Raw genomic sequence first — 24,625 nt, forward strand, 5'->3', positions numbered from 1 at the left:
AAAAAGGTCAAAAGCACATATTTAGTGGGAAGCGGATAAAAAGGGCTTGGTACAAATCCAGTGATGGCGGAGTTATTCATGCAGATGTTAATGCCAGTCTAAACATTATAAGAAAGGTAATCCCAGCGACATTTAGTTCAGGGATAGAGGGTATTGCAGTTTATCCATTCCGGGTAACACCAGCAAAAGTGGCTTAAGGATATTTGTCCATAAAGTTACTAACTGTTAATTTATATTATTCCTAATAAATAATATTGATACAGCGTCGCTCCAATTCAAAATGAAAAATCTACCAACTAGGACGCTGATCAGGTAGCAGCTCGTTTAGCCAATTTTCGAGTTGTAAACGCAAGCGATAACCAGTAATATCCTTACTGTTGTCGAGAGAGGGCAGTAGAGTGAGGGCGCGACGATAATCAGCGATCGCATAATTCCAGTCACCCCAAAGATGGTAAGTCCTGCCGTGTTCAGCCCAGATATGACCTTCTAGTTGACCGAAAAGCAGTGCTATTTCAAAATTCTCAATTGCCTCCTCATATTGCCCCAAGTCACGCCAGGTAATGCCTCGATTAATCCACGCCCGGACATGGGAAGGATTAAAATCAATCGCTTGATCGTAGTCGGCAAGTGCTGCTGCTAATTCTCCACAAGCAGCGTAGTAATTTGCTCGGTTATTATAAGCACTAGCCAAATTGGGATTAAGTTTGAGGGCGGTATTATAGTCACAAAACGCTTTTTGGATTTCACCACTTTGGAAATAAATCAGCCCTCGATTGTTGTAATTAACAGCATTGTGGGGATGGCGAGAAATTAGTTGGGTTAAAAGTGCGATCGCTTCAGTATAATTTCCTTGTTTAGCCAACCTCAAAGCAAAAGAGCGTAAGTAGCTATCTCCTAAAGTCGATTCGCTGCGATCGTTTTTCCGATGCTCTTGGGCTTTATTTGTATTATTTATTACATATTTGTATTGCTTATTTTGCTGGTCATCGTCAGCTAAAAATGAGTGAATATTCATCTTTCCCTGCCTGAAATACCTGCTTTGTGAAATCGAATGCTGGTTTTGTATCGCTAGTGGTTTTACCACTGCCTCTATTCTTAAGGTATTTAGGGTTACATGAAAGCCATCTTAAGAGAGAACTTAACCTAGTCGCACCAGTAGAAATCTACGCCCTAAATAAACAATTGATCCTCAAACCTAATCATGAATACTTCATCGCCAAGGTGAATTCCAGAAATAGCAGAGTCAATCTCAAAGATTAGTCAATTGACACTCCTGGGCCTAAAAGCGTGAGGATTCTTGATTCATGGGCATTCCAACGAATTTACCCTTACTCTTGCATCTTGACGGTGTGCCCCACGGCTGCAAGTCCCCTTTGGAGAACTACTTGAGCGGCTGCGATATCCCTATCAGTTGTGTAGCCGCAATTTGAACAATTATGAATACGCTCTGACAAATCTTTTTTAACTGTCACCATGAGGCAGTTTGGGCAGCTTTGGCTTGTTTTACGACTATCTACTTTTTGAAAATAGATACCACGCTTAAAACAAATCTGATCCAAAATACTGAAGAATTGACAAAAGCCCTGACCCCAGTTTTCCGGTAGAATGCCAACAAGCCAGATGAGAAAAAGGACAAGGGGGACAAGGAGAATAACTCATGTCCAATGCCCAATGCCTCAATCGCTAGATTTAATTTTTAACTTTTGAGAAATTTTCCGATGACAACTGCAATTTCCTATCCCAATGCCCCTGATTTAGCAACCGATGATTACATTGTTATCGGCTTGGCAACCTGCTTCGTCAAAGAAGATGGAGAAGTTTATCAAATCGAAGTTATAGAACCGATTCCCTCTGCGGCTTTGGAAGCGCTTTTAAAGGGCATTCCTACCTCCTATAAGCTGGCTTATGCAACAACTTTGGGAGCTTTACTGGATGGCGATTCCCAACTGCTGCCAGATGGCTTCCCTGAGTCGGCTCAGTTTGGAGAGGAATTTGTGCCACGGACATTTGCAGCAGCTCGTACCTACAAGCGTCGTCAATCTGCAAAATCCCTGATTCCCTTAGGTACAAATTACACCGATTTTAAATATTCCATTGAGCGCAAGCGGGTATTAAATGCCGCTAGAATTGTCACTAAAGAAGACAACGTTAAACAGCATTCTCACACTCACAAAGTTCTTTAAGTAATTATGCTCAAACTTTACGGCGGCGCTCGGAGTCGAGCGTCAATTGTTCATTGGTATTTAGAGGAAATAAAAGTTCCTTACGAATTTGTCAAGCTCGATATGCAGGCGGGTGAACACCTCCAGCCTGCATATTTAGCAATTAACCCATTTGGTAAAGTTCCAGCCATTGTTGATGGGGATTTTATACTTTGGGAATCTGGAGCAATTTTGCTATATCTTGCCGATAAGTATAGTAAAAGCACACTTTCACCAGAGGAACGTGGTGTATTTTCCCAATGGGTGTTGTTTGCCAATGCTACCCTCGCTCCAGGGATTTTTGGAGAGGAGAATCGGGAGCGCGAAATGCCCCGTTTGTTAACTCCGTTAAATGAAATTTTCAGTAGGCAACCTTTTTTACTGGGTAATGAGTTCACTGTTGCTGATGTGGCTGTGGGGTCTGTTTTGAATTACATTCCGATGATCCTGAAGCTAGACCTTAGTTCTTACCCAGCCGTGTTGAACTATATGAAGCAGTTATCTGAGCGTCCGGCATTTCAAAAAAGTATTGGCGGAGGGGCTTAAAGTAATTCGTAATTCGTAATTGAATTCTTAACTACGAATTACCAATCTGTTAAGAGGCTGTTTGAAAAGTCCGGGAAGGTATAATTTAGCCCTTCTGATGGGCTTAACTTCAACGATAAATCAAGGTTCTAGCCCTATACTGAGATGCTTTGCTGTGCTAAGTGTTAGGTCAAACGACCCTTTTCAAACAACCTCTAACGATAGTTTGTAAATTGCAAAGCCACTGGGTAGTCTTCTTGTTTCAGTCGCTGCATGACAACTTGTAAGTCATCTTTAGATTTGGCAGAAACCCGCACAGCATCCCCTTGGATTGAAGCTTGTACCTTTTTGAATTCGTCGCGAATCAATTTGGAAATTTGTTTGGCGATTTCTTGACTGATGCCTTTTTTGAGTTTGATTTCTTGACGCACGCGATTACCACTAGCTGATTCAACTTTGCCTAAATCAAAGATTTTCTGAGAGAGGTTACGCTTGGCGGCTTTTTCCCGCAGGATGTCGTGTATAGAATCTAAGGTAAACTCGCTATCAGTACTCACGTTAATGCTTTCTTCGACTAACTCGACAGTAGTTTGAGTGTCTTTGAGGTCATAACGACCTTTGATGTCTCGTATAACTTGATCGACAGCGTTAACCAACTCTTGTCGGTCAAAGTCGCTCACAATGTCAAAGGAAAAAGTAGAAGCCATAAAACATTTTGGATTTTAGATTTTGGACTTCGGCTGCGCTCAGTCGAACGATTTTAGATTGGGGATTGGGTATTAGTCCCCACTCCCCACTCCCCACTCCCCAATTAAGTAGTTGCTTGGATAATGCTCAAGAACATGAGAATAGCAGAGCTAACAGTGCCAATGCCAAACATCAGGGAGCGCAAAGGGGATATATTCAAAATATAAAAAATTGAGTATAGCAAACGAGCCACCACAAAGGCGATCGCAGCTACTTGTGCTGTAGAAGAATTTACACCAGTCACATATGCCATCAATGCGGCTGCGGCAAACACCATAAACGCTTCAAAGGTGTTCTGATGTGCCCAAGTAGCTCGTTGGGCATAAGGTGGCAATTTATCAAACATAGCGCGAGGAGTAGAAAACATTTCATACCCAATACGCGCACGGGCATAAGCTACCAGCAAAAATGGCACATAAATAAGAACGGCAGCAGCAGCGATCGAGTACAAAAAAATTATCATTACTTATTAGTCATTGGTTATTAGTCATCAGTCATCAGTCATCAGTCATCAGTCATCAGTCAAATACAAAGGACAAATGACAAATGACAAATGACTAATCAAAGTAGAAGAGAGTCACCACTTTTCTTTGTTCTTCCGCATCTTGACAAGTTTGTAACAAAGTCCCACTGTCGTGAAACGCAAAGCAAATCAGTTGCTGGCAACGAGAGACAATTTCTTTGTTGCACAGGTAACTAGCTTCAGCAAGGGACAGATTATCATTATTGGTATTTTCCACTAAATGCATTACCTGTTCTAGTTGCTGGCGCGATTCCAAGGGCTGGCGTTCCAGGCTTTGGGGTAGAATCACCGTTAACAAATTCGGATCAGCCCGCGTTGCTCCCCGGATGGCAGCTGAATTTGTACCTATAGCACCAGAAGTAATGATTCGATTACCCGATAAAACTAGGGCATATGTCATCATTTCAATAAGATTCTGATGCGTAATCGGGACGTGACGAGAACCCAGCAAGGCAATTCTTTTAGAACCCGTTTGCTGTATTGTCGCCAGTTCTTGCGCTAATGTATCGAGGTTAATAAGGTCTGTTGATTGGGTCAAAGATGGAGATAATCCAATTAAACGACCCACATATTTTACCAAACAGCGTGTAGGTGTGAGGCAAACCTGAGTTAGACATTGCTACAATTTTTTGATTGTTTGGATTACTTGATCACACCAAGCCAGCCAATCTGTTTCATAAGTAATGCCATTCAGGAGAGTCAAATACTGAAATTTTGCTGATTTTGGGAGTTCTTGCGAATTCTGAAAGTATTCTTGTTCTAAATCCTTGTATGTAGTTAATTTTTTTAAGTGAGCTTTTTGGTGACGCTCAAGCTCTGCCAAGATCGTCTGGTTAGAAGCAATATGGCCAGCAAAAATTTTAACAAGCAAATCATCTTTAATCGGTGTTGGTTCACAAGGTTGAGCAATCCACTCTTTTAGCTGCTGTTCTCCCAAGTCTGTAACCGTATAGAGCTTTTTATCTGGGCGTCCTACTTGGACAATCGACTCGGGACTGATCCATCCTTGATCTTCTAGCTTGGACAACTCTCGATAAATCTGCTGGTGACTTGCTGACCAGAAAAAGCCTACAGAGCCATCGAATCGTTTTGCTAAATCATACCCACTACAAGGCGCGTCAACCAGAGCAGCTAATATTGCGTGCGCTAATGCCATAAATTTTAATTCACTACTTGACATATGCAACTAATTGCATAAAGATATTTATATGCAACTAGTTGCATAATAAACTGAAACAACATTGAGTAGTAATAGATGCCTCAAGTAATACCAGGAAGATTTACAGCCGAGATTAATGAACCCTTTGTTGTGTTTTTGATTGGGATGCGAATAAATAAATTTTTCGCTTTCTCCAAATGGATTCCGACTGCAACGGCGATGTCGCCCATGCTACAAAGCCTTTATCAGAATCCTGAAAAAGGGTTTTTAGGGGGAGAAACTTTTGTTTACTGGCGAGGAGTGGGACTGATTCAGTATTGGCGAGCGTTTGAAGAATTGGAGCATTTTGCCAGAAATCCAGCTGATGCACATCTAAAAGCTTGGCAAAGGTTTAATCAAGCCATTGGTGCTGATGGCAGTGTCGGCATTTGGCACGAAACTTATTTAATCGAACCGGGAAAGTATGAGGCGGTTTATGCAAATATGCCTGTCTTTGGATTAGCTGCTGCAACTAATCACGTCCCAGCTATGGGGCGGAAAGAGACAGCACGCCGTCGCCTGGGAGGTGACGGCGAACCAGCTGTACCCTCATCAGAAATACAGTCTCCTAACTGATAACTGAGTATAGATGCTCTTAATTGTTTAGGTTGATGAATCTAAGACAATGCGGCTGCGGCAGTTAAACCCAGTTTAGATAATAGGCGTTCAATGTCAAAATGCTCAGACATCAACTGGCGAATGCACTGAACCTTAATCGGCTCGTGGAGGCGGACTTGTCCGAAAGTGCGGTTAACAATTTCTACAGTGGTGAGGGTGTCTAAGTCAACAGATAAAATGGGGATTTCTAGTTCTTCAGCGCGACTGAGAATGAACGGCGGCGGGGGTAGTTGCCCGGTGAGAATTAAACACTGGGTAGAAGTTTCCAAAGCCGCTTGCTGAATTTCCACCCGATCGCCTCCTGTCACCACTGCCATATTCCGGCGTTTGCGGAAATATTTCACAGCTGAGTTGACATTCATCGCTCCAATTGCTAGACTTTCCACCAACAAATCCATGCGATCGTTGCGACAGAGAACATCAGCCTTTAACTGCTTGACTAGTTCGCCAACACTGACGCTGCGGAGCAAATCGCTATTTGGCAGCATTGCTAGCACCGGAATCCCCTGCTGTTCCAAAAATGGGCGCAAGAGAGTGTCAACGGCTTCTAGTTGGGTGACAGGGATATCATTGATCACAACTCCGATCAAGCGATCGCCCACACGCTGTTTTGCAGCCAATAGCGCCTCAACCGAAAGCAACGATTTATAGCGGGCTACTAACAGCACACCAGCATCCAATACTTCAGCCATTTGCAGCAAAGACAAGTCAAACAAATTGCCTTCGGATAAATTACCAGGCCCCTCCAATAACACCAAATCTCCTTGAGACTTATGTAAATATTGCTGTATTAGGGACTGCTGATAATCGGTTTTGTCTTCCCCCCGCAAGCGCTTTTGCACATTTGGTTCATCCAAAGCCAGCATTGTAGGTGCAACGCGGTTTTCCGGCAAATTGAGGCTAAGAGCGATGAACTGGACATCTTCCTCAATTACGGTTCCACTAGACGAATTAAAACACGTACCGAGTGGTTTACCGTAGGTAATATCCAGTCCTTTTTGCTGTAGCTGATCAGACAAACCCAGAACAGTTGCAGATTTACCGCTGTAAGTCTCGGTTGATCCAATCAGCAAATATTTAGGGGATTTTGGCACACATGCACTCCTAATTTCAAAAGTCAGAAGAACCCAGCTAGGTGTTTCCTAATTCTAGTTCCTTCTGGCAAAAGCCTCTCGCTCTCACAAATTAAGGTTTCCCAGAATTACCTTCTGATTGAACAAGCAGGGGGCAAGGGAGAGGTTTTTTTCCTGGTATCGGCTCTGATAACCTGTACGCCTACTCTTCAAGCCTTGTCATTACCAACAAATACCAAACTAACAGCTTCGTTGCTATGGAGCCTGAGAGGATGTCTGAAAAGTTTTTTCTATACAGCGAATGCTTAGAGATCCCCCTAAATCCCCCGATCAATTGGGGGACTTTGAGACTCTTATTCCCCCTTTTTTAAGGGGAGCCAGCGCCGTCTTGGGGGTTTCCCCCATGAGCGACTGGCGTGGGTTAGGGGGGATCAGCAAATATCTGATACTTCTCAGACATCCTCTGAATCATGAAAAATTTGGCTTTCCACTCTCACCAGAATTAGAAATTTTAGAGTTGTATTGATTGCAGGGAAGACCTGGTGTCAGTCAACTAAATAGCTGACAAAAAAAGCTGCGATCGCAGTAGATGATCGCTCCAACCTCAATACTTCTCGGTTAAGCATTTTCAAATTTAAATTTGGTTTGGGGAAAGGGTAAGGCTGAAAGGTTTTTCCTTTTCCCCTTAACCGTTTCTGAACGTAGGATAGGAATTAAAAACCTTAAAGCTTTACCCTTGTACTAGGGGCTTTTAACATTTGATTGGGACTCAGTGCGTGAGCATTTGGGTTAATTAATCAACCGATTAATACTACTGTACTCTGGTCAATAAACCATAGTATTGTAACTGAGTAGGAACATCTCACAGATAGCTAGAAAAAGCAAGAGCAGTAATGAAAATTACGCATAGCTCAGGCGGAAAGCTTCTCTTCGGCAAGCAAGATCGAGTTTTGAAAAACTGTAGTGTTTAGTGAGGAAAATCTCAATGATTATCGATCCCTCCCAGAACGACCCACGAAATACCTATCAATTACTTGTCGGTTCAGTGGTTCCCCGACCGATCGCTTGGGTGTCAACGATCGCCAGCGATGGTACGCCCAATGTCGCACCTTTCAGTTTTTTTATGGGCGTGACAGCTAATCCACCGACTCTAGCCATCTCCACAGGTCTGAAACGTGGTGTTAAAAAAGATACTTTATTTAATGTAGAGCAGTCGGGTGAACTGGTGGTCAACATAGTTGTTGAAGAATTGGGGGAACAGATGAACGCCACTAGTGGCGATTTTCCGCCAGATGTGGACGAATTTCAAGTAGCGGGACTAACTCCTGCCCCCTCAAAACGAGTGCGTCCGCCACGAGTTGCGGAATCACCGATTAATATTGAGTGTGTGCTGAAGCAAGTCGTTTATATAGGGAATGAAGGTAGCCAATCGGGATTAATTATTGCTGAGGCGGTGCTGTGGCATATTCGGGACGATTTACTGACACCACAAAACACAATTGATGTCGCAAAATTGCACGCGATCGGTCGCTTGTCGGGTAACTGGTATACCCGCACCCAGGATTTGTATGAAATTACTCGCCCCACTTAAAAAGTAATGGAGACTTGGGGTTAGGAAAGCGACAAAAGAGTGCGATCGCCAATGAAAAGCATTTAACACTTTCCTGAAAAGCCCAACACCTGCTTTGATTTTTCAAGTACTTCTTTGGGGCGAAATGGTTTAGTTAGATACAAGTCTGCACCAACCTCAATTCCTTTTTGTTTATCAAATTCCTGTCCCTTAGCTGTCAATATCACAATGTAGACATCAGTCATTTGCAAGTCATGTTTAACAATGTGGCAGACTTGTAAACCATTCATTTTAGGCATCATCACATCGAGAAAAACCAGGTTTGGTTTTTCAGCTTTAATAGTTTCGAGAGCTTCTTCTCCATTTCTGGCAGTTAGGAGTTCAACGCCCTCATCTTCTAATGCTTCTAGGGCTTGCTCCATCAAAATCAAGATATTGGGTTCATCGTCAACAATCAGAATTTTCTGGGTCATACAATTTTGGATTTTAGATTTTAGATTTTAGATTGACTCATAGCAATCAAGTCATTAGCTCTCTGTCATTTAATTTACGATGTTTGGATTTTAGATTTATTCTCGCGTTTAAATTCGGGGGCAACTCTTCTCTACCAGAGGCTGTGCGCCAAGGAGACGCTCTCGCGTTCAGACCTTTTTAAATTTGGGATTTTGAATCTTCAATTTCATTATCCAAAAGTTAAAATCTAAAATTCGATTAGCGATCGGACAGGATGATGAAGAATACATTCTCCAAGTCTTTCTCAAAGCGTAGGGCTTTCACCATGTCGGCTTCTTGAGAGAAAATAGAATCGATGATGATCATGTCAGGTTTGGCTGATCGAGCTTTATTGATACCTTCTTGCGGATCGGAGGCTTGAATCACGCTGTATCCCTGAGTTTCTAGTACATCCGATAGGGTTTTTAAGGTTGAGGCATTTTTATCCACAACCAATACCTTTTTACTGGAAGTACCTTGGGAAAGCAACGAGCCAATTTCGTTGAGGAGTTTTCCTGGGTCAATGGGCTTGGTAAGATAGCGATCAATGCCAATGTGGTAGCCCCGTTCTTTGTTTTCAATAATTGACAGAATAATGATCGGAATGTCTGCGGTGTAGGGATCATTTTTGAGGACGGCTGCCACATCAAAGCCGTTGATTTGGGGCATCATTACATCCAAGAGAATCAGGTCGGGACGGGCTATTTTGATTTGATGAATCGCATCCACGCCGTCTTTAGCTTCCCGAACATTATAGCCTTCGGTTTCCAGTTGTTGACGAAGCAATTCCCTAATGTTAGCTTCATCATCCACTACCAGAATGGTTTTGCTGTTTTGATTCAGCACAGGGTTTGTGGTGGTGATGTGTTCTTTGAGTTGTTTGACTAGCGCATCCAGATTCAGATTAGCAGTGGTTTTGCGATCGCTGACAGCAGTAGGAATGATGAACGAGAATGTGCTACCCTTACCTGGTTCACTCTCCACCCAGATTCTACCACCGTGATGATCGATGATTTGTTTACAGATGGGCAGTCCTAGCCCTGTGCCTTTGGGTTTGTCCGTGAGGGTGTCGCCAACTTGGCGGAATTTCTCAAACACTTTTGGCTGGTCTTCAGGTGTAATGCCAACGCCTGTGTCGATGACGCTGATGCAAACACCTTCGTTCTCTTGTTTAACCCGGCAGGTGACACAACCGGATTCAGTGAATTTAACGGCATTGGAAATCAGATTGATCAAAACTTGCAGTAGACGATTGCGATCGCCTACTATCTGAGGCAGTCCAGGTTCAATCTCACTGACTAACTGCAAGCCATTGGTTTCAAATAACCCGGCGGTGGAATTGGTTGCCCAATCGAGTAATTCGCTGGGATCAATAGGCTGCATCTGCCATTCTACCTTACCTGCTTCCATCTTGGCAATATCTAAGACATCATTAATTAAAGACGTCAGCCGTTCTGCTTCCGACACAATAATGTTGAGATTGTCACCCACCCGCTTAATCGTTTTCTGAAGCTTAGGGTTTTCGGTAGAAAGCATTGGGAAGACATCGGTTTCCAGCTTTTCTTTAATGATCGATGCAAAACCGAGAACAGAAGTTAGTGGCGTCCGCAGCTCGTGGGAAACTGTGGAGATGAAGTCGGTCTTCATTTGGTCAATTTCCTTTTCTGCGGTCACATCCCGAATCAGAATTACCGAACCTAGCCACCTCGCCGCCTCACTCTTAGAGGCTTCTTTGAAAATGGTGGTTGCTAGAGCTTGACCAACCCGGTCTGCTGCTAAATTAATCTCAGCAGTGAATATCTCTCTGGACTGTTTGTGGGTCTGCTTTACCAAATCGGCGATTTTAGCTTGAGAAATTTCTCCGCAGTCTTTTCCTTTGATGTTAATGTCGCCAAGCTGGAACATTTTTAGCAGCGCCGGGTTAAAGCGGGTAATTTGGCCGATGGTGTTAGTTACCAATAACCCATCTGCTAGATTGTCAATAATCGCAGTCAGGTCAGCAAATGTTGCTTGCAGTTCTGTGTCTGCCTGTTGCCGTCGTAAGTGGGATAAGGCCAACAGCCAGGAACCCACCCCAATCAACCCAGTCAAAATAATGTCGAAAAATAGGAGTCGATGAAAAGAAGTTTGCGATCGCGCATTTAAGATCGCAGAGGGAACAAGAGTGACAATTTTCCAATGGTAAGACTTGGCATCCACCTTCCCTTGACTGGAATCGAAGGCGCTGGTCGCCCCCGTGCTGGATTGAGCTTTTTGAACTTCCAGTAGCGGATATAGGGTTTTGAAGGTGAATAACCCATCAGCCGTTTGAAACTGTCCCGACTCTGTTGTGCCTATTTGCTGCCAGACATTAGGAAAGGCTTTTGCAAAGGTCTGATCTTTGCGGTCTTCGTACATAAAGCCCCACTCATTCTCTGGCTTTAGTCCTTTAAGCCAGTAACCATCAGCATTTAGTAGCAGCATTTCGCCTAAAGTTGTCGAGTTTTCTTTTTGCAGATTCTGGATAAATTTCTCACCTAGATAGTTCAGCACAACGATGCCGCGTTTTTGCCCCTGAGAATCAAATACGGGGGTACCAAAACGGATCATTGGTTTGAGCGGTTGTTCAATCTTGCCCCGCTCAATATTTAGATCCAGGGGCGAAACAAAGACCTCGCCTGATTTCAGGGGTAAGGTGTCCTTAAACCAGTAACGCTTTGCTTGGACTTGCAGTTTTTCGTCAGGGACAATGCTGGGCTGACCTTGATTCAAGTTGACTCTGACAATTTCTTTGCCAGTTGTGTCAAGAAAGCGAATTTGGTCATAAAGTTGCTTTTGCTCAGACATGGAAAAATACTCTTTAGCGATCGTCTGCCTCAACTCCAGTGTTTTAGTTGCATCCACAGGTTGGTTGAGCATGAACTGTAGCTCGTTTTGGGTAGTCAGAAACATCAAGTCTGACTTAATTAAATTAAAGTCTCTAGCAGCTATTTTGGTTTGCATATCAACGTTACGGGTTTCGTTGATGGAAATTGCGCCCCGTTCAGCTTTACTCTCTGCCTGGTGAATGATCATCAGCACGCCCCCAACCAGGACGGACAGTGGTAAGAAAGTGATCAGGAATTGTTTGAGCATTCCTTGGTCAGCGATTTTCAAGAATTCAGAGTTTTTTAGCATTCTTCTTGATAACTCTTAAATTAAGTTTGTTTACAAAAATACTTGTATTTTTTTGTCCTGGACAATTGTTATTTTTTAATTTTGAATTGTTATGGGTCATAGGGATTACTGTTCAGATAGCATAATAAAAAATACATTTTCCAACTCCTTCTCAAACCGTAGGGTTTTCACCAAATCGGCTTCTTGAGAGAAAATAGAATCGATGATGATCATGTCAGGTTTCGCTGACAGGGCTTTATTGATGCCTTCTTGCGGATTCGAGGCTTCAATCACGCTGTATCCTTGAGCTTGCAGTACATCCGATAAGGTTTTTAAGGCTGATGCATTTTTATCTACAACCAATACCTTTTTACTAGAAGTTCCCTGGTAAAGCAGTGAGCCAATTTCATTGAGGAGTTTCTCTGTGTCAATGGGCTTGGTGAGATAGCGATCAATGCCAATGTGGTAGCCCCGTTCTTTATTTTCAATAATTGACAGAATGATGATCGGAATATCTGCGGTTTGGGGATCATTTTTGAGAACGGCTGCTACGTCGAAGCCGTTGATTTGAGGCATCATTACGTCCAAGAGAATCAGATCGGGACGGGCTGTTTTGATTTGATGAATTGCATCCACGCCGTCTTTAGCTTCCCGAACTTTGTAGCCTTCGTTTTCCAGTTGTTGACGGAGCAGTTCCCGAATGTTAGCGTCATCATCTACAACCAAAATGGTTTTGCTGTTTTGATTCAGCACAGGGTTGGTGGTGATGACGTGTTCTTTGAGTTGTTTGACTAGGGTATCCAGATTCAGATTAGCAGTACTTTTTTGATCGCTGACGTAGGTGGGAATAATGAAGGAGAATATGCTGCCATTCCCTGGTTCACTCTCAACCCAGATTTTACCGCCGTGATGATCGACGATTTGTTTACAGATGGGCAGTCCTAACCCTGTGCCTTTGGGTTTGTCGGTGAGGGTGTCGCCAACTTGGCGGAATTTCTCGAATACTTTTGGCTGGTCTTCAGGTGTAATGCCAATGCCTGTGTCGATGACGCTGATGCAAACACCTTCGTTCTCTTGTTTAACCCGGCAGGTGACACAACCGGATTCAGTGAATTTAACGGCATTGGAAATCAGATTGATTAAAACTTGTAGCAGACGATTGCGATCGCCTACTATCTGAGGCAGTCCAGGTTCAATCTCGGACACCAACTGCAAGCCATTGGTTTCAAACAATCCGGCGGTGGAATTGGTTGCCAAATCGAGTAATTCGCTGGGATCAATGGGCTGCATCTGCCATTCCACCTTACCTGCTTCCATCTTGGCAATATCCAGGACATCATTAATTAAAGACGTCAGCCGTTCTGCTTCCGACACAATAATGTTGAGATTGTCACCCACCCGCTTAATCGTTTTCTGAAGCTTGCGGTCTTCGGTAGAAAGCATTGGGAAGACATCGTTTTCCAGCTTTTCTTTAATGAGCGATGCAAAACCGAGGACAGAAGTTAGTGGCGTCCGCAGTTCATGGGAAACTGTGGAGATGAAGTCGGTCTTCATCTGGTCGATTTCCTTTTCTGCCGTCACGTCCCGAATCAGCAGCGCCGAACCGAAGCAGGCAAAGGGTTCGTGATCTGCCGTCTTTTTAAAAATAGCGGTCGCCACTGCCTGACCAATGCGTTCTTTCGTCAGTGCAACTTCGGCAGAAAATACTTCTTTGGGATGGGACTGAGTTTGTGCAATTAGTCCTGCTAAACCAGATATCGGCAGTTCCTGGTAGTGACAGTTGAGGGCGGTAGCTGTCAATTCATACATAGCTAAAAAGGCAGGATTGAAGTGGGTAATTTTTCCTGCGGTGTCTGCGACTAATAAACCATCTGCTAAATTATCTAAAATGGCATTTAATCCCTGCGCTTCTGCTAGGGTATTTTGCAGGGCAGCTGTCCGCTCTACAACTCTGCCTTCCAGTTCTTGATTCAGTTGCCGCAGAGCGATTTCTGCTTGTTTGCGGGCAGTGATGTCGGTATTGATTTCCAGCACCGCGCAGGGCTGATGGTCGATGTCCCGTTGCAGCGTCCATCGGCTCTGGACGATAATCAATTTGCCATCATGGGTAAGATGTTCCACTTCTCCTTCCCAATTACCTTGCTGTAATAACTCTGCGATAATTTCTTCCTTTGGTTTTGGAAAGGTTTTTTTGATAAAAGCGTGAATGCATTGGTCTTTCACTTCCTCACGCGTCCAACCGTAGAGCGTTTCTGCACCTTGATTCCAGTACAAAATTTTGTCGCTCATGTCGCGGACAATAATCGCATCGCTGGAATGATTTAACATATCCATGAGACGCTGATTTTCGGCTTCTGCCTGTTTGCGATCGTCAATATTGGTGCAGGTACCAATCCATTCGCGGATGCTACCGTCTGCTTCCAAGACGGTGGTACCGCACACAGCAAAATGGCGGTAGATGCCATCTTTGCCACACATCCGGTATTCAGTTTGAAAGAGACTCTGATTTGCCACAGCATTATTCCAGGCCAGGGCTGTGTGGGTACGGTCATCGGGGTGAATCGGATCGAGCCAGCCCCAACCCTCGATTTCATCTGTACTCTGACCTGTATATGCTAACCAGGTAGGCATTTCACTGCTCACCGCCAGTCCTTCAGGTGTAGCCACCCAGACAATTTGGGAGCTGGCAGTTACCAGAGAGCGAAACCGTTGCTCGTTCTGTTGCAGAGTTTGTTCTCCTAGCTTGCGATCGTGAATATCGGTGCAGGTGCCAATCCACTCGCGGATGCTGCCGTCTGCTTCTAAGACGGGGGTACCACAGACAGAGAAGTAGCGGTATGTGCCATCCTTGCCACGCAGCCGATATTCGGTTTGGTGGATACTTCGGTTCGCCACAGCAGCATTCCAAGCTTCTGTGGAGTGGGCACGGTCATCGGGGTGAATTGGATCAATCCAGCCCCAACCCTCAACTTCAGCTTCGCTCTGCCCCGTATAGTCCATCCAGGTGAGCATTTGACTGCTTATTCCCAGTCCTTCTGGGGTAGCTCCCCAGACAAGCTGTGAAGTAGCAGTTACTAACGAGCGATATCGTTCTTTAAGACGCTGATTTTCGGCTTCTGCCAGCTTGCGATCGTGAATATCAGTGCAGGTGCCAATCCACTCCCGAACGCTGCCGTCTTCTTCTAGGACGGGGGCACCCCAGACCCAAAAGTAGCGATAGTTGCCATCCTGACCACGAATTCGGTATTCAATTTGATACATGCTCCGGTTTACCACAGCAGCACTCCATACTTCTCCGTTATAGGCGCGATCGTCGGGATGAACGGCATCAATCCAGCCCCCATTCTCAGCTTCCGCTAGACTTTGACCTGTATAGGCTATCCAGCTTGCCAGTTCAAAGCAAATTCCATCTGGTGTACATACCCAGACAATTTGTGCAGTAGCTGTCACCAGAGAGCGGTATCGGGTTTCACTCTGTTTCAAGATTTTTTCCGTATGTTGGCGTTCCTGCTGGGCGCCTCGAAGGTCGCTAATGTTCTCCACACTAGACCAGATCAGTTGCTCTCCATCTTTCTTAATCATCAGTCCAGATAACCTGACTGGAACCAAGTGCCCGTCTTTGTGGATGTACTCCTTCTCATAAGGCCCATAGCGACCAGTTCGTTCCAAGTCTTCTAGGCTAGATTGCTCCGTGGCAGCATATTTTTCTGGGGTAATCTGCCAGTAGGTGAGATTCAAGGTTTCTGGAACAGTGCGCCCTAAAATAGCAGCATAAGCGGGGTTAATATCAATTAGCGTCCCATCTGTTCGGCACAGTGCCAGCCCAGCGGGGCATTGTTCAAATAGCTGACGGTTATATTCATCAAGTTGATTAAACATGATTGAAGTTTCCTTAGTCGTCGATGTGGGTATGGTTAGGACAACTAAACCAGGACAATAAAGTGGCGTAAAGCTTTAACGAAATTGGGTTACGTTGAAACATCTGATAAATTTGCTCTGGGGAAGCAGCTCCCAGGTTTGGACTCTGCTCTGAAAGTCGCTGAATCAGTTGATTATGGCGGATTAGCAAATCTGTCGGTTTGAGCATTGGAGTTGTTGATGGAATGAAGCCGTCGGCATCGGGAGTGGGAGTTGGCGAGGCAGAGGTGCTATTCTGTTCTTCAGCAGCGTCCACCACTGCACAATTCATGGGAATCTGAATCCAGAATTCTGTCCCTTCACCTGGCGCAGAACGGCACTTGAGAAATCCTCGGTGTCTGTTCACAATAATTTGGTAACTGATTGCCATACCCAATCCGGTTCCCTTGCCAATTTCTTTTGTGGTGAAGAAGGGATCGTAAATGCGTCGAATCACATCTTCCTTCATCCCTGGTCCGTTGTCGGCAATGCGAATCACTACAAACTGGTTGTCGAGGATTTCAGTACGAATAGTGATTTGGGCAGTAGGGGGAGATATTTTTTTATTGACCATTCCCTCCTCTAGAGCATCAATGCCATTTGCCAGGATGTTCATAAATACCTGATTCAACTGTCCGGGGTAGCATTCAATTAGGGGAAATTTGCCATAGTCTTTTATAATTTCAATTGCCGGACGAGAAGCATCTGCTTTCAGGCGATGGTGAAGAATCATCAGCGTTCCGTCGATGCCATCGTGGATGTTGACGGCTTTCATTTCGGCTTCGTCATGGCGGGAGAAGTTTTTCAGAGATTGCACAATTTCTACAATGCGATCGGTACCTACCTTCATCGAATTCAGCAGTTTCGGAAGATCCTCCATGATAAATTCCAGATCGATTTTGTCTAGCTCTGATTCCAACTCTAAAGGAGCAACAGGTAGGAATTTCTGATATTCTTGCACCAGGTGCAACAAGTCATTGGCGTATTCGGCAACATATTTTAAATTGCCGCAAATAAAGTTAACCGGGTTGTTGATTTCGTGGGCAACTCCGGCAATGAGTTGCCCGAGACTGGACATTTTTTCGCTTTGAATCAACTGAGTTTGGGCTAATTGCAATTCATTGAGAGCTTGCTGAAGCTTATGTGTCTGGGCTTTTGCCTGGATGGCTACTTGAGTGCTATGCTCGTAAATTACAGCTTTGTCAATGGCGATCGCAGTTTGAGAGGCAAAGATACTCACAAGTTTCAGGTGTTTAGCCTTATATGAGTCAGTTATGGGCGTTCCAATTGCGATCGCTCCCAGTACCCGCTCCTTGGCTCGCAACGGTACACAAATCATGGCGTTAACGTTTTTTTGCCCTTCTAACCGAGGATCGGCTTGGACATCATTGACGAGTTCTGCTCGGTTGGATTGCACAATGTTGCCAATAATTCCCTTACCCGGTTCCGGCTGAGTGTGGTCAAAAAACACTCCAAATTCCGCAATGATTTCAAATGTAGTTGCATCTGGACCGAGGAGCAGAATCATCCCCGCAGAGGATTCAATTAATTGACTCAATTCCTGAAGCACAAGTTGGGCAATCTGTCGCGTATCTAAACTTGTTGTGAGTTTAGTCGAGATATCCTCAAACAAATCAATTTCTTGGTATCGCTCCAGCAATTCTATAGCCAGTTCTTTCTTCTCAGCTTCCTGCTTTGCCAGAAATGAGAGCAAAGTCGCAAGTAGAGTTACCTGTTCTCCCCCAACAACCCAACCGATGATTTCTCCTGACACCTCGACTGGATATCGCTTTTCCCCAGTTTGCTCCCCAATGCTAATTAGTTTCGTGCCGTCTAACAGTTCAATATCAATCGCCATGTTGAGCTGGTAGACTAAGTTATGAAGGAGAGAGGGCAACTCTTTTTTGTTGAGAATCTTTCTGAGACTAACTGCGGACATGAAACACCTCATAAGCAGCAGGTTGCAAATTGACCTCATTCAAGCCAACCGGGTTATTAATTTTATCTGCCACCTCTGCGGCTAAGTCTCCCAAGACAGACATTTTCTCACTTTGTACCAGTTGCGATCGCGCCTGTTGATAAAGCCCGTTCGCGTAGTATTTCCAAGAGTTACCTACACTGTATTGCAACCCCCTGCCTCCTGCCTCCTGCCTCCTGCCTTCTTCACCGTAGCTATCTGTACCCCTTTGGATCAGCAAGCTACGCCCAGCATCTTTAGAAAAGAAAGGAATTGTCATAAAAATCTAGCAATATAATAATTTACTAATTAAGATTAGTTTTCCCAAAAACATTGGCGATATAACAGTGGAGTTGATCGATAGCAAATACCTTTAAACTCCGTACCAGAGATGTCCTTTCGTCTGTGTAACTCGCTTACTTTTTGATTAGTTCTAGAAAAACTATAAATAAAGCTTTCATAATTCGAGAAAGGCATAGATTTAAATCTATGGTCAATTGATGTATCTTGTTGCTACTACTCGGAAATTGGGAATCAGCTTTTTTGAGACTGGAATAATCTCCTCTCTGACAAAACATACAATAAAGTCGCAAAATCAGCTGATTTTGCGACTTTTAGGTGATTTCTGATTAAAAAATACCTATTTTGACGAGTTTCGACTACGTTGGTTGAGCGGAGTCGAAACCAACGGCTATGGTAAATTTATTAATAGAATTCACCTTAAAAGTATTTAGGTAAGCGGTAGCTTCACTTAGATCCGAGAGTAGCGAAAACGAAGTCTGAGTAACCGTAGCCAACGTAACCACATTTGGGCAGGTTGTTCAAATAAGGTGAAAATATCACCGAAACCCAAATTAGTTTTGTGATGGTGTAACCAGTGTCTCTCAGGAGTCGTAATAAATAGAATTTGGCATAAAATATTTACAGGCTTTGGAGTTTGCCAACCTAGTACACTTATGTGTCTCCACCATACATGAAACTGACCAAGCAGTAATCCAGAGATCACGCCAATGGGGGAGAAAGGCCACAAGACTACTGCTATAAGTACATAAGGCAAAGCTCCCAAGATACCATCTAAAAGAACCTGGGGATTAAAAGTCAAAATAGCGTAGTGACGGAAGTCCTTCTTCCAGGAGTGGTGCGTTTTTAAATGAAGGCTACCAAAAACGTGCTCGGGTACGTGGTAAATGAATGTAGATAGAAAATCGCCAAAAAACAGTAATAACCAAGCAACAGCGATAGCCTCAAGCATTTGTACTCCTCAAGTAAGTTAAGAAAACTCCACAGAAAATATGCAAATGTCATGCTGTCAACGTAGACACCTGATTTTGGGCTATGCAAGCAGCACCTGTGCGTCTCATTGGTCTACGCTCCAGTTAATTTGGCTCAGAGCATGAATGGCACTAAGTTAAGATATAGCCCTTGCCCTGACTGGTTAAAAGCCTCCAATTTGGCTTCTGCCTCTGGGTAAATGGTAACAATACACCTAAAAATCGATAGTAATACAGTACTTTACTATAGTCACTACACAATCTTCTTACTAAGACATACAGCGTAAGCAAAGGTTGAGTTAAAGTTAGTACAAATTTAGGTTAAGGCTTTCTTCAAGATTGTGAATTCTAAATTGATTGCAATCAGGTATCTTTACACATCCCAAATTTAGGTTACTTTCCAATTGGGAAGAAAGATCAAATCAGGATTTGAAGCTATAATTACACGATTTATCGGAAATCGAAGGGTTTAATATCATGTCCGGGTAATTCGTTGTGATTCCCATAGTCATTGCACCCCACACGCCAGATGCTCCACTTGGGGGGACCCCTCTGAGCGCTGGCTCCCTTTAATCCCCTAAGAGCGGGCGGGGTGGGGTTCTTCGGGTTTAATAAGCAATCAAGCGGACATGATATAAGACCTGTACCATTACGCGTAGCTCGGAGTTTTGGTGTCTCCGAGTGTGCTCAATTTCAGTCGGGGTTTAAATAAGAGTCTGAAATTGTCTAAAATGTTTCAATTTTGAATTTTGAATTGTTAACTATTTCAATATGAACAAAAAATGGGCAGTCAAGCGAATCACGATAAACCTGGCATCAAATGAAGCCAATAACCTTGAAAAGTATTGTGAACAGACAGGCAGACCAGCAACGGATGTGATTCGAGAACTCATTCGAGCCTTGCCATTGAGGAAAGAAAAGTAGATTTGCGAACTATTTCACCTTGGTTGATTTTCAAGATATAAGCATGATAATTTAGTTGAATTGGAGGTATTATTTTTACTACTGCCTCTGCTAAAGAAAAAGTTAGGGATGGCTCTCGCGGTTCACCTTGCCAATCTTTTAGCAGCCGGGAAGTTCTGCGTTTCCCTGATATAGAAGAAATCTTTAGAGACTTCAAGAACAGTAGATGTGGCGATGCCTGCGGCGGGCTGCGCCAACGCAAATGGGTTCACCCATATTTTAGTTTATGAAAACTGAACACCATTAATCAAGTTCTGGAGTATAAAAAGGTGATTGACTTCCATCAGTATAAGGCTTTAACTTTCGATTGTTACGGAACCCTGATTGATTGGGAGAACGGCATCTTAGGGGTGCTAAAGCCACTTCTGCTGGCACATAACACTAATTTGGATGACGATCAAATTCTGAAACTTTTTGCTGAATTTGAAGCAGATATGGAAAAAGGAGAATATATCAAATATCGAGAAGTTTTGAAGAGAGTAGTCCAGAAATTTGGTGAAGGATTTGGCTTTGAGCCAACTGCTGACGAACTAAATTCACTTGCTGATTCAATGCAGCATTGGCTGCCTTTCCCCGATACAATTGAGGCACTTAAAGCTCTCAGTTCAAAGTTTAAGCTAGTAATTATCTCAAATGTAGATGACGATCTCTTTGCTTTCTCGGCAAAGCATTTGGAGGTTGAATTTGACCAGATAATCACAGCAGAACAGACAAAAAGCTACAAACCCTCCTTAAACAACTTCAGAGTCGCTATTGAGAGAATTGATTTGCCGATAGAACAAATATTACACGTTGCTGCTAGTATATATCACGATATCGTTACAGCCAAATCTCTGGGACTATCAACAGTCTGGGTAAACCGTCGAGCAGATCAAAAAGGAGTTAATTCCACAAGATCAGCCCTAACTAAATCTGACTTAGAAGTGCCTGATTTAAAGACTCTGGCGGCTTTGAGTTCACCGAAATAATATCGAGCAATAAATGCTGAGTGCCTAACACTGTTTCGATGAGAATTTGTTGTTACAAAACGAAACAGGGATTGCAACATAGATTGATTCTGCTTTACTCTGGAAAAACTACCACGCCAAGTTTGACGGCACCTTCGCCCTTGTGCCGATAAACTTGTTCAATAAAACACTTTGATAGCCTAAAACGATGAAAGCATCTGCTAATTTCGACTTTGAAGACGAGAAATTTAATGCCCCGCCTTCTCAAGTCATCCCCTGGTGTCAGATGATTAATCCTCGGTTTGGCACAGATGGTATGCAATCCCACGGTTTGGCGCTTAGGCTAGATAATGCCAATGCTGTCGGCTTTGTGCCAGATGAGAATTGGCAGCAAGTGGAGCATGAATTTAGCTCTGGAGTCGAAACGGTCTTTATTAGCACTAGTCCACACTTGGTTCTAGTGCGTCGGGGACCATTATCTGTCAAAGACCGAGAAAGTGGTCTAAAACTGGGTACGCTCAAAGAAAATTATGATGCTTTTTTAGCAGACAAATCTAAATTTAAAACCTTCAATCGCTATCTAATTTTTATAGTGGGAGAGAATAAAAAGTTTTTACATGAATCACCACTACAACTAACTCTTAATGGTGCCGCCGGAGCGAGTTTCAGCAAAACCTATTGCGAATATCAACAAGGCAAAGTAGTTAGTGGATTCGTCGCTGAACTAGAAAAAGCTTATGCTGTCTACCGCAAGCAACCTTTGACACCAAAAGGCCCTTTGTTTCATGCTCACGGGATTTTTTGCCCGATAATTGAGTCTGAAGAAAGAGGTATTGAACCAAGGACAGTTTTGGTAGCTTCAACTGTAGACTACAAACATCCGACGGTAGGGACTTTAACAGAATACTTAATTGCTTCCGATTCTCTTGAGTCTGCAATGATTTGCAAGACTTTTGAAGAATACAAAGATTTTGGCAAGGAACCTGTAAAAGCTGAAACGCCTAAATTGGAAATGGCAGGAGTTTCCAATTCTTACGTTTATGCTGATGAAGATGATTTTGCTTATCCGCCGTATTAGGTAGGAGTAGACAGTGGGGGTAGTTTTTCACCAAACACCTCGCCCCGTGGAAGCCCCCGGATTCATCCGTGGGGGTAAGGGGCAGGTGTTTGGTAAGCGAACCCCACTAAAAAGAAATGCCGAAGAGTCGAAGTATACCCAAAAAATCTAGTAATGATAGCGATCGCATTTTCCGGTATCAGGTGATTCATGGAAAGATTGGGTAGTTTCAATGCTTCCGTCGGCGTATTTTCCAGAATGAACATTACCTGGATTAGCGGATTGTAGCTGAGGTTACGCTCAGGCTGTAATTCTTCTACAAGACGCTCGAAAGCTAGTTCTTGATGGGCATAAGCTGACAATTATTGAGTCCATCATCGCCGAATGAAAAGCATGGGAAGTATGCAGACGGCGGTATTCCACACCAATAGAAATAGATGCGAGTTGTTGTTCTAGCTGCTCTACAGCCTCGATCGCACCTGACACTACACGTTGGTCTATCCATTGCAGATATTGGTTGGATAGTGGGCATTGTGGGTTTTAGTATGGGAACAGTTGCAGCGATCATTGGTGGACTAATAATTGATCGCTTGGGAAGAAAACGCTCGCTGATTGCTTTTGGTTTAGTGAGTGCGATCGCTAATCTCCTGAACCCGGATTTATCACAGGTGAGAAAAAATCATTGTGAGCATCTCAGTTTTGCAAATATACCAGATGAGAAACAAGATTCTTGCTCCCTCTCCAAAGCATCGGAGAGGCTGGGATGAGGTTTTACAAGGCTTTTTACACTCATTGAGATGCTCCCAAATCATTTACACAATCTCGATCACAGATAATTTTTTTGATACATCACCAACTTAGATTCAGAAACCAATATCGTTGCCAATTTACGAGGGTTCAACGCCCGTAGAAACGGGATAACATATAAAGTAGTCTACTCAGTACTTAGGTACGGAACTTTACAATGTCTCTTGCTCCTTGGCGAAGCGCGATCGCCCATGCGCTTGATCGCAACCGCAGCCTTGTTTATGCCCGTTACCTCCAATTAGCAACGGTGCAGGCGAACGGTCGCCCCGCTAATCGTACCCTAGTCTTTCGCGGCTTTCTGGAAGATACAAACCAGCTAAAATTTATCACCGATGCCCGTAGCGCTAAAGGCGACCAGATACAGCAACAACCTTGGGCAGAAGTTTGCTGGTACTTTCCCAATACACGAGAACAATTCCGGTTCACAGGTTGTTTGACCCTAGTAAGCGGTGATGATTCTGACCAGGATTTACAGCCAGCCCGGATCAGTATGTGGCAAGAATTGAGTGATGCGGCGCGTTTACAGTTTGCTTGGCCGCATCCTGGTAAACCCAGAGTCGAAACTCCAGAAGCTTTTGCACCACCAGCACCCAACCCCGTGCAGCCAGTGCCTAATTTTTGCCTACTCCTACTCGATCCGGTGCAGGTAGATCACTTAGAATTACGTGGCCAACCACAAAATAGAAAGTTTTATCGCCGCGATCAAAATCAAGAATGGTTTTGTGAAGAAATTAATCCTTAATTTTCTCCGTTAGGAGTTATGAGTTGCAAGGTGCAAAGTTGAAGAAGAATTCAGACTTCTGTTTGATAATTTTTATTCCTCACTCCTCACTTTTAACTCCTAACTTTCTTTAAATGCCCGCACCATCTAGAAACTGCTGTATTGCCTTATCTTTAAGGCTACACACAGGAGCATCTTGTGATAAATCAGCTTGGTTAGAAGCTACACAACCTGCCAAAACAAGAGTTTTTCCAGAAGAATTGGTGCGCCCAAGAGTTTGTATTTGTTCTTCCAGCGCCTCAATCCGGTCTACTAAGGCACGAATTACTTCTGCTTCCGAATCTGGTAAGTTATTATGTTCAAGAGGTGCAACCCGGACTCCAGAACGATATATGATCCGCCCAGGCACGCCTACTACAGTACAGTCTGAAGGCACATCCCTTAGAACAACAGACCCAGCGCCAATACGGACATTGTTACCAATTTGGATATTGCCCAGCACCTTCGCTCCAGCTCCGAATACGACATTTTCACCCACGGTAGGATGGCGCTTGCCACATTCTTTACCAGTACCCCCAAGTGTGACACCTTGATAAATGAGGGCATAATCTCCCACGATCGCAGTTTCACCAATTACTACACCCATGCCGTGGTCAATAAACACACTTTGCCCAATTGCTGCACCAGGGTGGATTTCAATTCCAGTCAAAAACCGAGCTAAGTGAGAAATCAGGCGGGGAATAAAGGGAAGACCAAGAGTATACAGCCAGTGAGCCAGCCTATGGGATAGCAGGGCTTGCAAACCAGGGTAACAAAATAAAACTTCTAACCAGTTACGGGCAGCTGGGTCACGTTCAAATATGATCTGAAAGTCAGCACGCAGTATAGATAGCACGAGATAGCACCCTCGGAAAGCACAACAA

At 43.9% G+C, this 24,625-nt stretch carries 25 protein-coding genes and 1 pseudogene; 11 read left to right on the plus strand and 15 right to left on the minus strand.

Features of this window, described 5'->3' with window-relative positions:
- Positions 1 to 197 (plus strand): annotated as a pseudogene (locus V7K31_RS26460) (RNA-guided endonuclease TnpB family protein); the annotation flags it as partial.
- A 92-nt stretch (positions 198 to 289) separates the two neighbouring features.
- On the opposite strand, the gene V7K31_RS26465 reads toward V7K31_RS26460, so the two are convergent.
- On the minus strand, positions 290 to 1,015 hold the full coding sequence (locus V7K31_RS26465) for a tetratricopeptide repeat protein (RefSeq protein ID WP_335098323.1): 726 nt from the start codon (positions 1,013 to 1,015) through the stop codon (positions 290 to 292).
- Positions 1,016 to 1,041: 26 nt separating this feature from the next.
- On the opposite strand from V7K31_RS26465, the gene V7K31_RS26470 reads away from it, so the two are divergent.
- Positions 1,042 to 1,260 carry a hypothetical protein gene (locus V7K31_RS26470; RefSeq protein ID WP_335098325.1) on the plus strand — a complete coding sequence of 73 codons (219 nt, stop codon included), beginning with the start codon at positions 1,042 to 1,044 and terminating at the stop codon, positions 1,258 to 1,260.
- Between the two features lie 68 nt (positions 1,261 to 1,328).
- On the opposite strand, the gene V7K31_RS26475 is transcribed toward V7K31_RS26470, so the two are convergent.
- Positions 1,329 to 1,559, minus strand: a complete 231-nt coding sequence (locus V7K31_RS26475) for a zinc ribbon domain-containing protein (protein WP_335098327.1) — start codon at positions 1,557 to 1,559, stop codon at positions 1,329 to 1,331.
- A 159-nt stretch (positions 1,560 to 1,718) separates the two neighbouring features.
- On the opposite strand from V7K31_RS26475, the gene V7K31_RS26480 reads away from it, so the two are divergent.
- Together V7K31_RS26480 and V7K31_RS26485 are read left to right on the plus strand one after the other, a co-directional pair.
- A complete protein-coding gene (locus tag V7K31_RS26480) occupies positions 1,719 to 2,183 on the plus strand; it encodes a hypothetical protein (protein ID WP_335098330.1) in 465 nt (154 codons plus the stop codon).
- Positions 2,184 to 2,189: 6 nt separating this feature from the next.
- The gene (locus V7K31_RS26485) at positions 2,190 to 2,747 is read left to right on the plus strand and encodes a glutathione S-transferase family protein (RefSeq protein WP_335098332.1); all 558 of its coding nucleotides are present in this window, start codon (positions 2,190 to 2,192) and stop codon (positions 2,745 to 2,747) included.
- A gap of 194 nt (positions 2,748 to 2,941) precedes the next feature.
- On the opposite strand, the gene V7K31_RS26490 is transcribed toward V7K31_RS26485, so the two are convergent.
- From V7K31_RS26490 to V7K31_RS26505, 4 genes are all read right to left on the minus strand, one after another.
- Positions 2,942 to 3,433: a YajQ family cyclic di-GMP-binding protein gene (locus V7K31_RS26490; protein WP_292802280.1), complete on the minus strand. Its 492-nt coding sequence runs from the start codon at positions 3,431 to 3,433 to the stop codon at positions 2,942 to 2,944.
- A 104-nt stretch (positions 3,434 to 3,537) separates the two neighbouring features.
- Positions 3,538 to 3,936, minus strand: a complete 399-nt coding sequence (locus tag V7K31_RS26495) for an MAPEG family protein (protein ID WP_335098334.1) — start codon at positions 3,934 to 3,936, stop codon at positions 3,538 to 3,540.
- A 94-nt stretch (positions 3,937 to 4,030) separates the two neighbouring features.
- A complete protein-coding gene (locus tag V7K31_RS26500) occupies positions 4,031 to 4,534 on the minus strand; it encodes a DNA recombination-mediator protein A (protein ID WP_334829356.1) in 504 nt (167 codons plus the stop codon).
- A gap of 81 nt (positions 4,535 to 4,615) precedes the next feature.
- On the minus strand, positions 4,616 to 5,152 hold the full coding sequence (locus V7K31_RS26505; protein WP_335098337.1) for a PadR family transcriptional regulator: 537 nt from the start codon (positions 5,150 to 5,152) through the stop codon (positions 4,616 to 4,618).
- 99 nt (positions 5,153 to 5,251) lie between these two features.
- Here V7K31_RS26505 and V7K31_RS26510 point away from each other — a divergent pair, with 99 nt between their 5' ends.
- Complete coding sequence (locus V7K31_RS26510) at positions 5,252 to 5,770, plus strand: DUF4188 domain-containing protein (RefSeq protein WP_335098339.1); 519 nt, start codon at positions 5,252 to 5,254, stop codon at positions 5,768 to 5,770.
- Between the two features lie 41 nt (positions 5,771 to 5,811).
- Here the strand turns inward: V7K31_RS26510 and V7K31_RS26515 are convergent, their stop codons facing one another.
- Positions 5,812 to 6,906, minus strand: a complete 1,095-nt coding sequence (locus V7K31_RS26515; protein WP_335098341.1) for a phosphotransacetylase family protein — start codon at positions 6,904 to 6,906, stop codon at positions 5,812 to 5,814.
- 964 nt (positions 6,907 to 7,870) lie between these two features.
- On the opposite strand from V7K31_RS26515, the gene V7K31_RS26520 reads away from it, so the two are divergent.
- On the plus strand, positions 7,871 to 8,476 hold the full coding sequence (locus V7K31_RS26520; protein WP_292765965.1) for a flavin reductase family protein: 606 nt from the start codon (positions 7,871 to 7,873) through the stop codon (positions 8,474 to 8,476).
- A 62-nt stretch (positions 8,477 to 8,538) separates the two neighbouring features.
- Here V7K31_RS26520 and V7K31_RS26525 read toward each other — a convergent pair whose 3' ends face one another.
- The 6 genes from V7K31_RS26525 to V7K31_RS26550 all read right to left on the minus strand — a co-directional run bounded on the left by V7K31_RS26525 (position 8,539) and on the right by V7K31_RS26550 (position 19,188).
- Positions 8,539 to 8,928, minus strand: a complete 390-nt coding sequence (locus V7K31_RS26525; RefSeq protein WP_335098344.1) for a response regulator transcription factor — start codon at positions 8,926 to 8,928, stop codon at positions 8,539 to 8,541.
- Positions 8,929 to 9,166: 238 nt separating this feature from the next.
- Positions 9,167 to 12,103, minus strand: coding sequence for a response regulator (locus tag V7K31_RS26530; protein WP_335098346.1), 2,937 nt, complete (start codon positions 12,101 to 12,103; stop codon positions 9,167 to 9,169).
- A 105-nt stretch (positions 12,104 to 12,208) separates the two neighbouring features.
- Positions 12,209 to 15,961, minus strand: a complete 3,753-nt coding sequence (locus tag V7K31_RS26535) for a PAS domain S-box protein (RefSeq protein WP_335098349.1) — start codon at positions 15,959 to 15,961, stop codon at positions 12,209 to 12,211.
- A 13-nt stretch (positions 15,962 to 15,974) separates the two neighbouring features.
- Positions 15,975 to 17,918 (minus strand): GAF domain-containing sensor histidine kinase, encoded by a 1,944-nt coding sequence (locus tag V7K31_RS26540; protein WP_335098352.1) that lies wholly within the window; start codon positions 17,916 to 17,918, stop codon positions 15,975 to 15,977.
- Entirely contained in the window at positions 17,905 to 18,216 is a 312-nt protein-coding gene (locus V7K31_RS26545; protein ID WP_335098355.1) for a hypothetical protein, read from the minus strand. Before V7K31_RS26545 ends, V7K31_RS26540 begins: the two co-directional genes overlap by 14 nt.
- Before the next feature lie 471 nt (positions 18,217 to 18,687).
- The gene (locus V7K31_RS26550; RefSeq protein WP_334947478.1) at positions 18,688 to 19,188 is read right to left on the minus strand and encodes a fatty acid hydroxylase; all 501 of its coding nucleotides are present in this window, start codon (positions 19,186 to 19,188) and stop codon (positions 18,688 to 18,690) included.
- Positions 19,189 to 19,978: 790 nt separating this feature from the next.
- Here V7K31_RS26550 and V7K31_RS26555 point away from each other — a divergent pair.
- The 3 genes from V7K31_RS26555 (at position 19,979) to V7K31_RS26565 (ending at position 22,195) form a co-directional block, all read left to right on the plus strand.
- Positions 19,979 to 20,131 (plus strand): CopG family transcriptional regulator, encoded by a 153-nt coding sequence (locus V7K31_RS26555; RefSeq protein ID WP_334829322.1) that lies wholly within the window; start codon positions 19,979 to 19,981, stop codon positions 20,129 to 20,131.
- A gap of 308 nt (positions 20,132 to 20,439) precedes the next feature.
- On the plus strand, positions 20,440 to 21,138 hold the full coding sequence (locus V7K31_RS26560; RefSeq protein ID WP_335098358.1) for a haloacid dehalogenase type II: 699 nt from the start codon (positions 20,440 to 20,442) through the stop codon (positions 21,136 to 21,138).
- Between the two features lie 187 nt (positions 21,139 to 21,325).
- Positions 21,326 to 22,195 carry a DUF5895 domain-containing protein gene (locus V7K31_RS26565; protein ID WP_335098361.1) on the plus strand — a complete coding sequence of 290 codons (870 nt, stop codon included), beginning with the start codon at positions 21,326 to 21,328 and terminating at the stop codon, positions 22,193 to 22,195.
- 62 nt (positions 22,196 to 22,257) lie between these two features.
- On the opposite strand, the gene V7K31_RS26570 is transcribed toward V7K31_RS26565, so the two are convergent.
- Positions 22,258 to 22,536, minus strand: coding sequence for a hypothetical protein (locus tag V7K31_RS26570; RefSeq protein ID WP_335098363.1), 279 nt, complete (start codon positions 22,534 to 22,536; stop codon positions 22,258 to 22,260).
- 75 nt (positions 22,537 to 22,611) lie between these two features.
- On the opposite strand from V7K31_RS26570, the gene V7K31_RS26575 reads away from it, so the two are divergent.
- Both V7K31_RS26575 and V7K31_RS26580 read left to right on the plus strand, forming a co-directional pair.
- A complete protein-coding gene (locus V7K31_RS26575; protein ID WP_335098366.1) occupies positions 22,612 to 22,941 on the plus strand; it encodes a hypothetical protein in 330 nt (109 codons plus the stop codon).
- Positions 22,942 to 23,138: 197 nt separating this feature from the next.
- The gene (locus tag V7K31_RS26580; protein WP_335098369.1) at positions 23,139 to 23,723 is read left to right on the plus strand and encodes an Npun_F5749 family FMN-dependent PPOX-type flavoprotein; all 585 of its coding nucleotides are present in this window, start codon (positions 23,139 to 23,141) and stop codon (positions 23,721 to 23,723) included.
- Between the two features lie 109 nt (positions 23,724 to 23,832).
- On the opposite strand, the gene cysE is transcribed toward V7K31_RS26580, so the two are convergent.
- On the minus strand, positions 23,833 to 24,597 hold the full coding sequence (cysE, locus tag V7K31_RS26585; RefSeq protein ID WP_334947466.1) for a serine O-acetyltransferase: 765 nt from the start codon (positions 24,595 to 24,597) through the stop codon (positions 23,833 to 23,835).
- Between the last annotated feature and the right edge of the window lie 28 nt (positions 24,598 to 24,625).

The organism is Nostoc sp., assembly GCF_036917675.1.
Taxonomy (GTDB): domain Bacteria; phylum Cyanobacteriota; class Cyanobacteriia; order Cyanobacteriales; family Nostocaceae; genus Nostoc.

Coding starts and splice junctions, on each gene's coding strand:
- V7K31_RS26540 (WP_335098352.1), bottom strand. CDS start 17,918: ATGTCCGCAGTTAGTCTCAGAAAGATTCTCAACAAAAAAGAGTTGCCC.
- V7K31_RS26490 (WP_292802280.1), bottom strand. CDS start 3,433: ATGGCTTCTACTTTTTCCTTTGACATTGTGAGCGACTTTGACCGACAA.
- V7K31_RS26575 (WP_335098366.1), top strand. CDS start 22,612: ATGCGAGTTGTTGTTCTAGCTGCTCTACAGCCTCGATCGCACCTGACA.
- V7K31_RS26565 (WP_335098361.1), top strand. CDS start 21,326: ATGAAAGCATCTGCTAATTTCGACTTTGAAGACGAGAAATTTAATGCC.
- V7K31_RS26555 (WP_334829322.1), top strand. CDS start 19,979: ATGAACAAAAAATGGGCAGTCAAGCGAATCACGATAAACCTGGCATCA.
- V7K31_RS26510 (WP_335098339.1), top strand. CDS start 5,252: ATGCCTCAAGTAATACCAGGAAGATTTACAGCCGAGATTAATGAACCC.
- V7K31_RS26465 (WP_335098323.1), bottom strand. CDS start 1,015: ATGAATATTCACTCATTTTTAGCTGACGATGACCAGCAAAATAAGCAA.
- V7K31_RS26495 (WP_335098334.1), bottom strand. CDS start 3,936: ATGATAATTTTTTTGTACTCGATCGCTGCTGCTGCCGTTCTTATTTAT.
- V7K31_RS26525 (WP_335098344.1), bottom strand. CDS start 8,928: ATGACCCAGAAAATTCTGATTGTTGACGATGAACCCAATATCTTGATT.
- V7K31_RS26535 (WP_335098349.1), bottom strand. CDS start 15,961: ATGTTTAATCAACTTGATGAATATAACCGTCAGCTATTTGAACAATGC.
- V7K31_RS26505 (WP_335098337.1), bottom strand. CDS start 5,152: ATGGCATTAGCGCACGCAATATTAGCTGCTCTGGTTGACGCGCCTTGT.
- V7K31_RS26520 (WP_292765965.1), top strand. CDS start 7,871: ATGATTATCGATCCCTCCCAGAACGACCCACGAAATACCTATCAATTA.
- V7K31_RS26550 (WP_334947478.1), bottom strand. CDS start 19,188: ATGCTTGAGGCTATCGCTGTTGCTTGGTTATTACTGTTTTTTGGCGAT.
- V7K31_RS26530 (WP_335098346.1), bottom strand. CDS start 12,103: ATGCTAAAAAACTCTGAATTCTTGAAAATCGCTGACCAAGGAATGCTC.
- V7K31_RS26545 (WP_335098355.1), bottom strand. CDS start 18,216: ATGACAATTCCTTTCTTTTCTAAAGATGCTGGGCGTAGCTTGCTGATC.
- V7K31_RS26480 (WP_335098330.1), top strand. CDS start 1,719: ATGACAACTGCAATTTCCTATCCCAATGCCCCTGATTTAGCAACCGAT.
- V7K31_RS26485 (WP_335098332.1), top strand. CDS start 2,190: ATGCTCAAACTTTACGGCGGCGCTCGGAGTCGAGCGTCAATTGTTCAT.
- V7K31_RS26580 (WP_335098369.1), top strand. CDS start 23,139: ATGTCTCTTGCTCCTTGGCGAAGCGCGATCGCCCATGCGCTTGATCGC.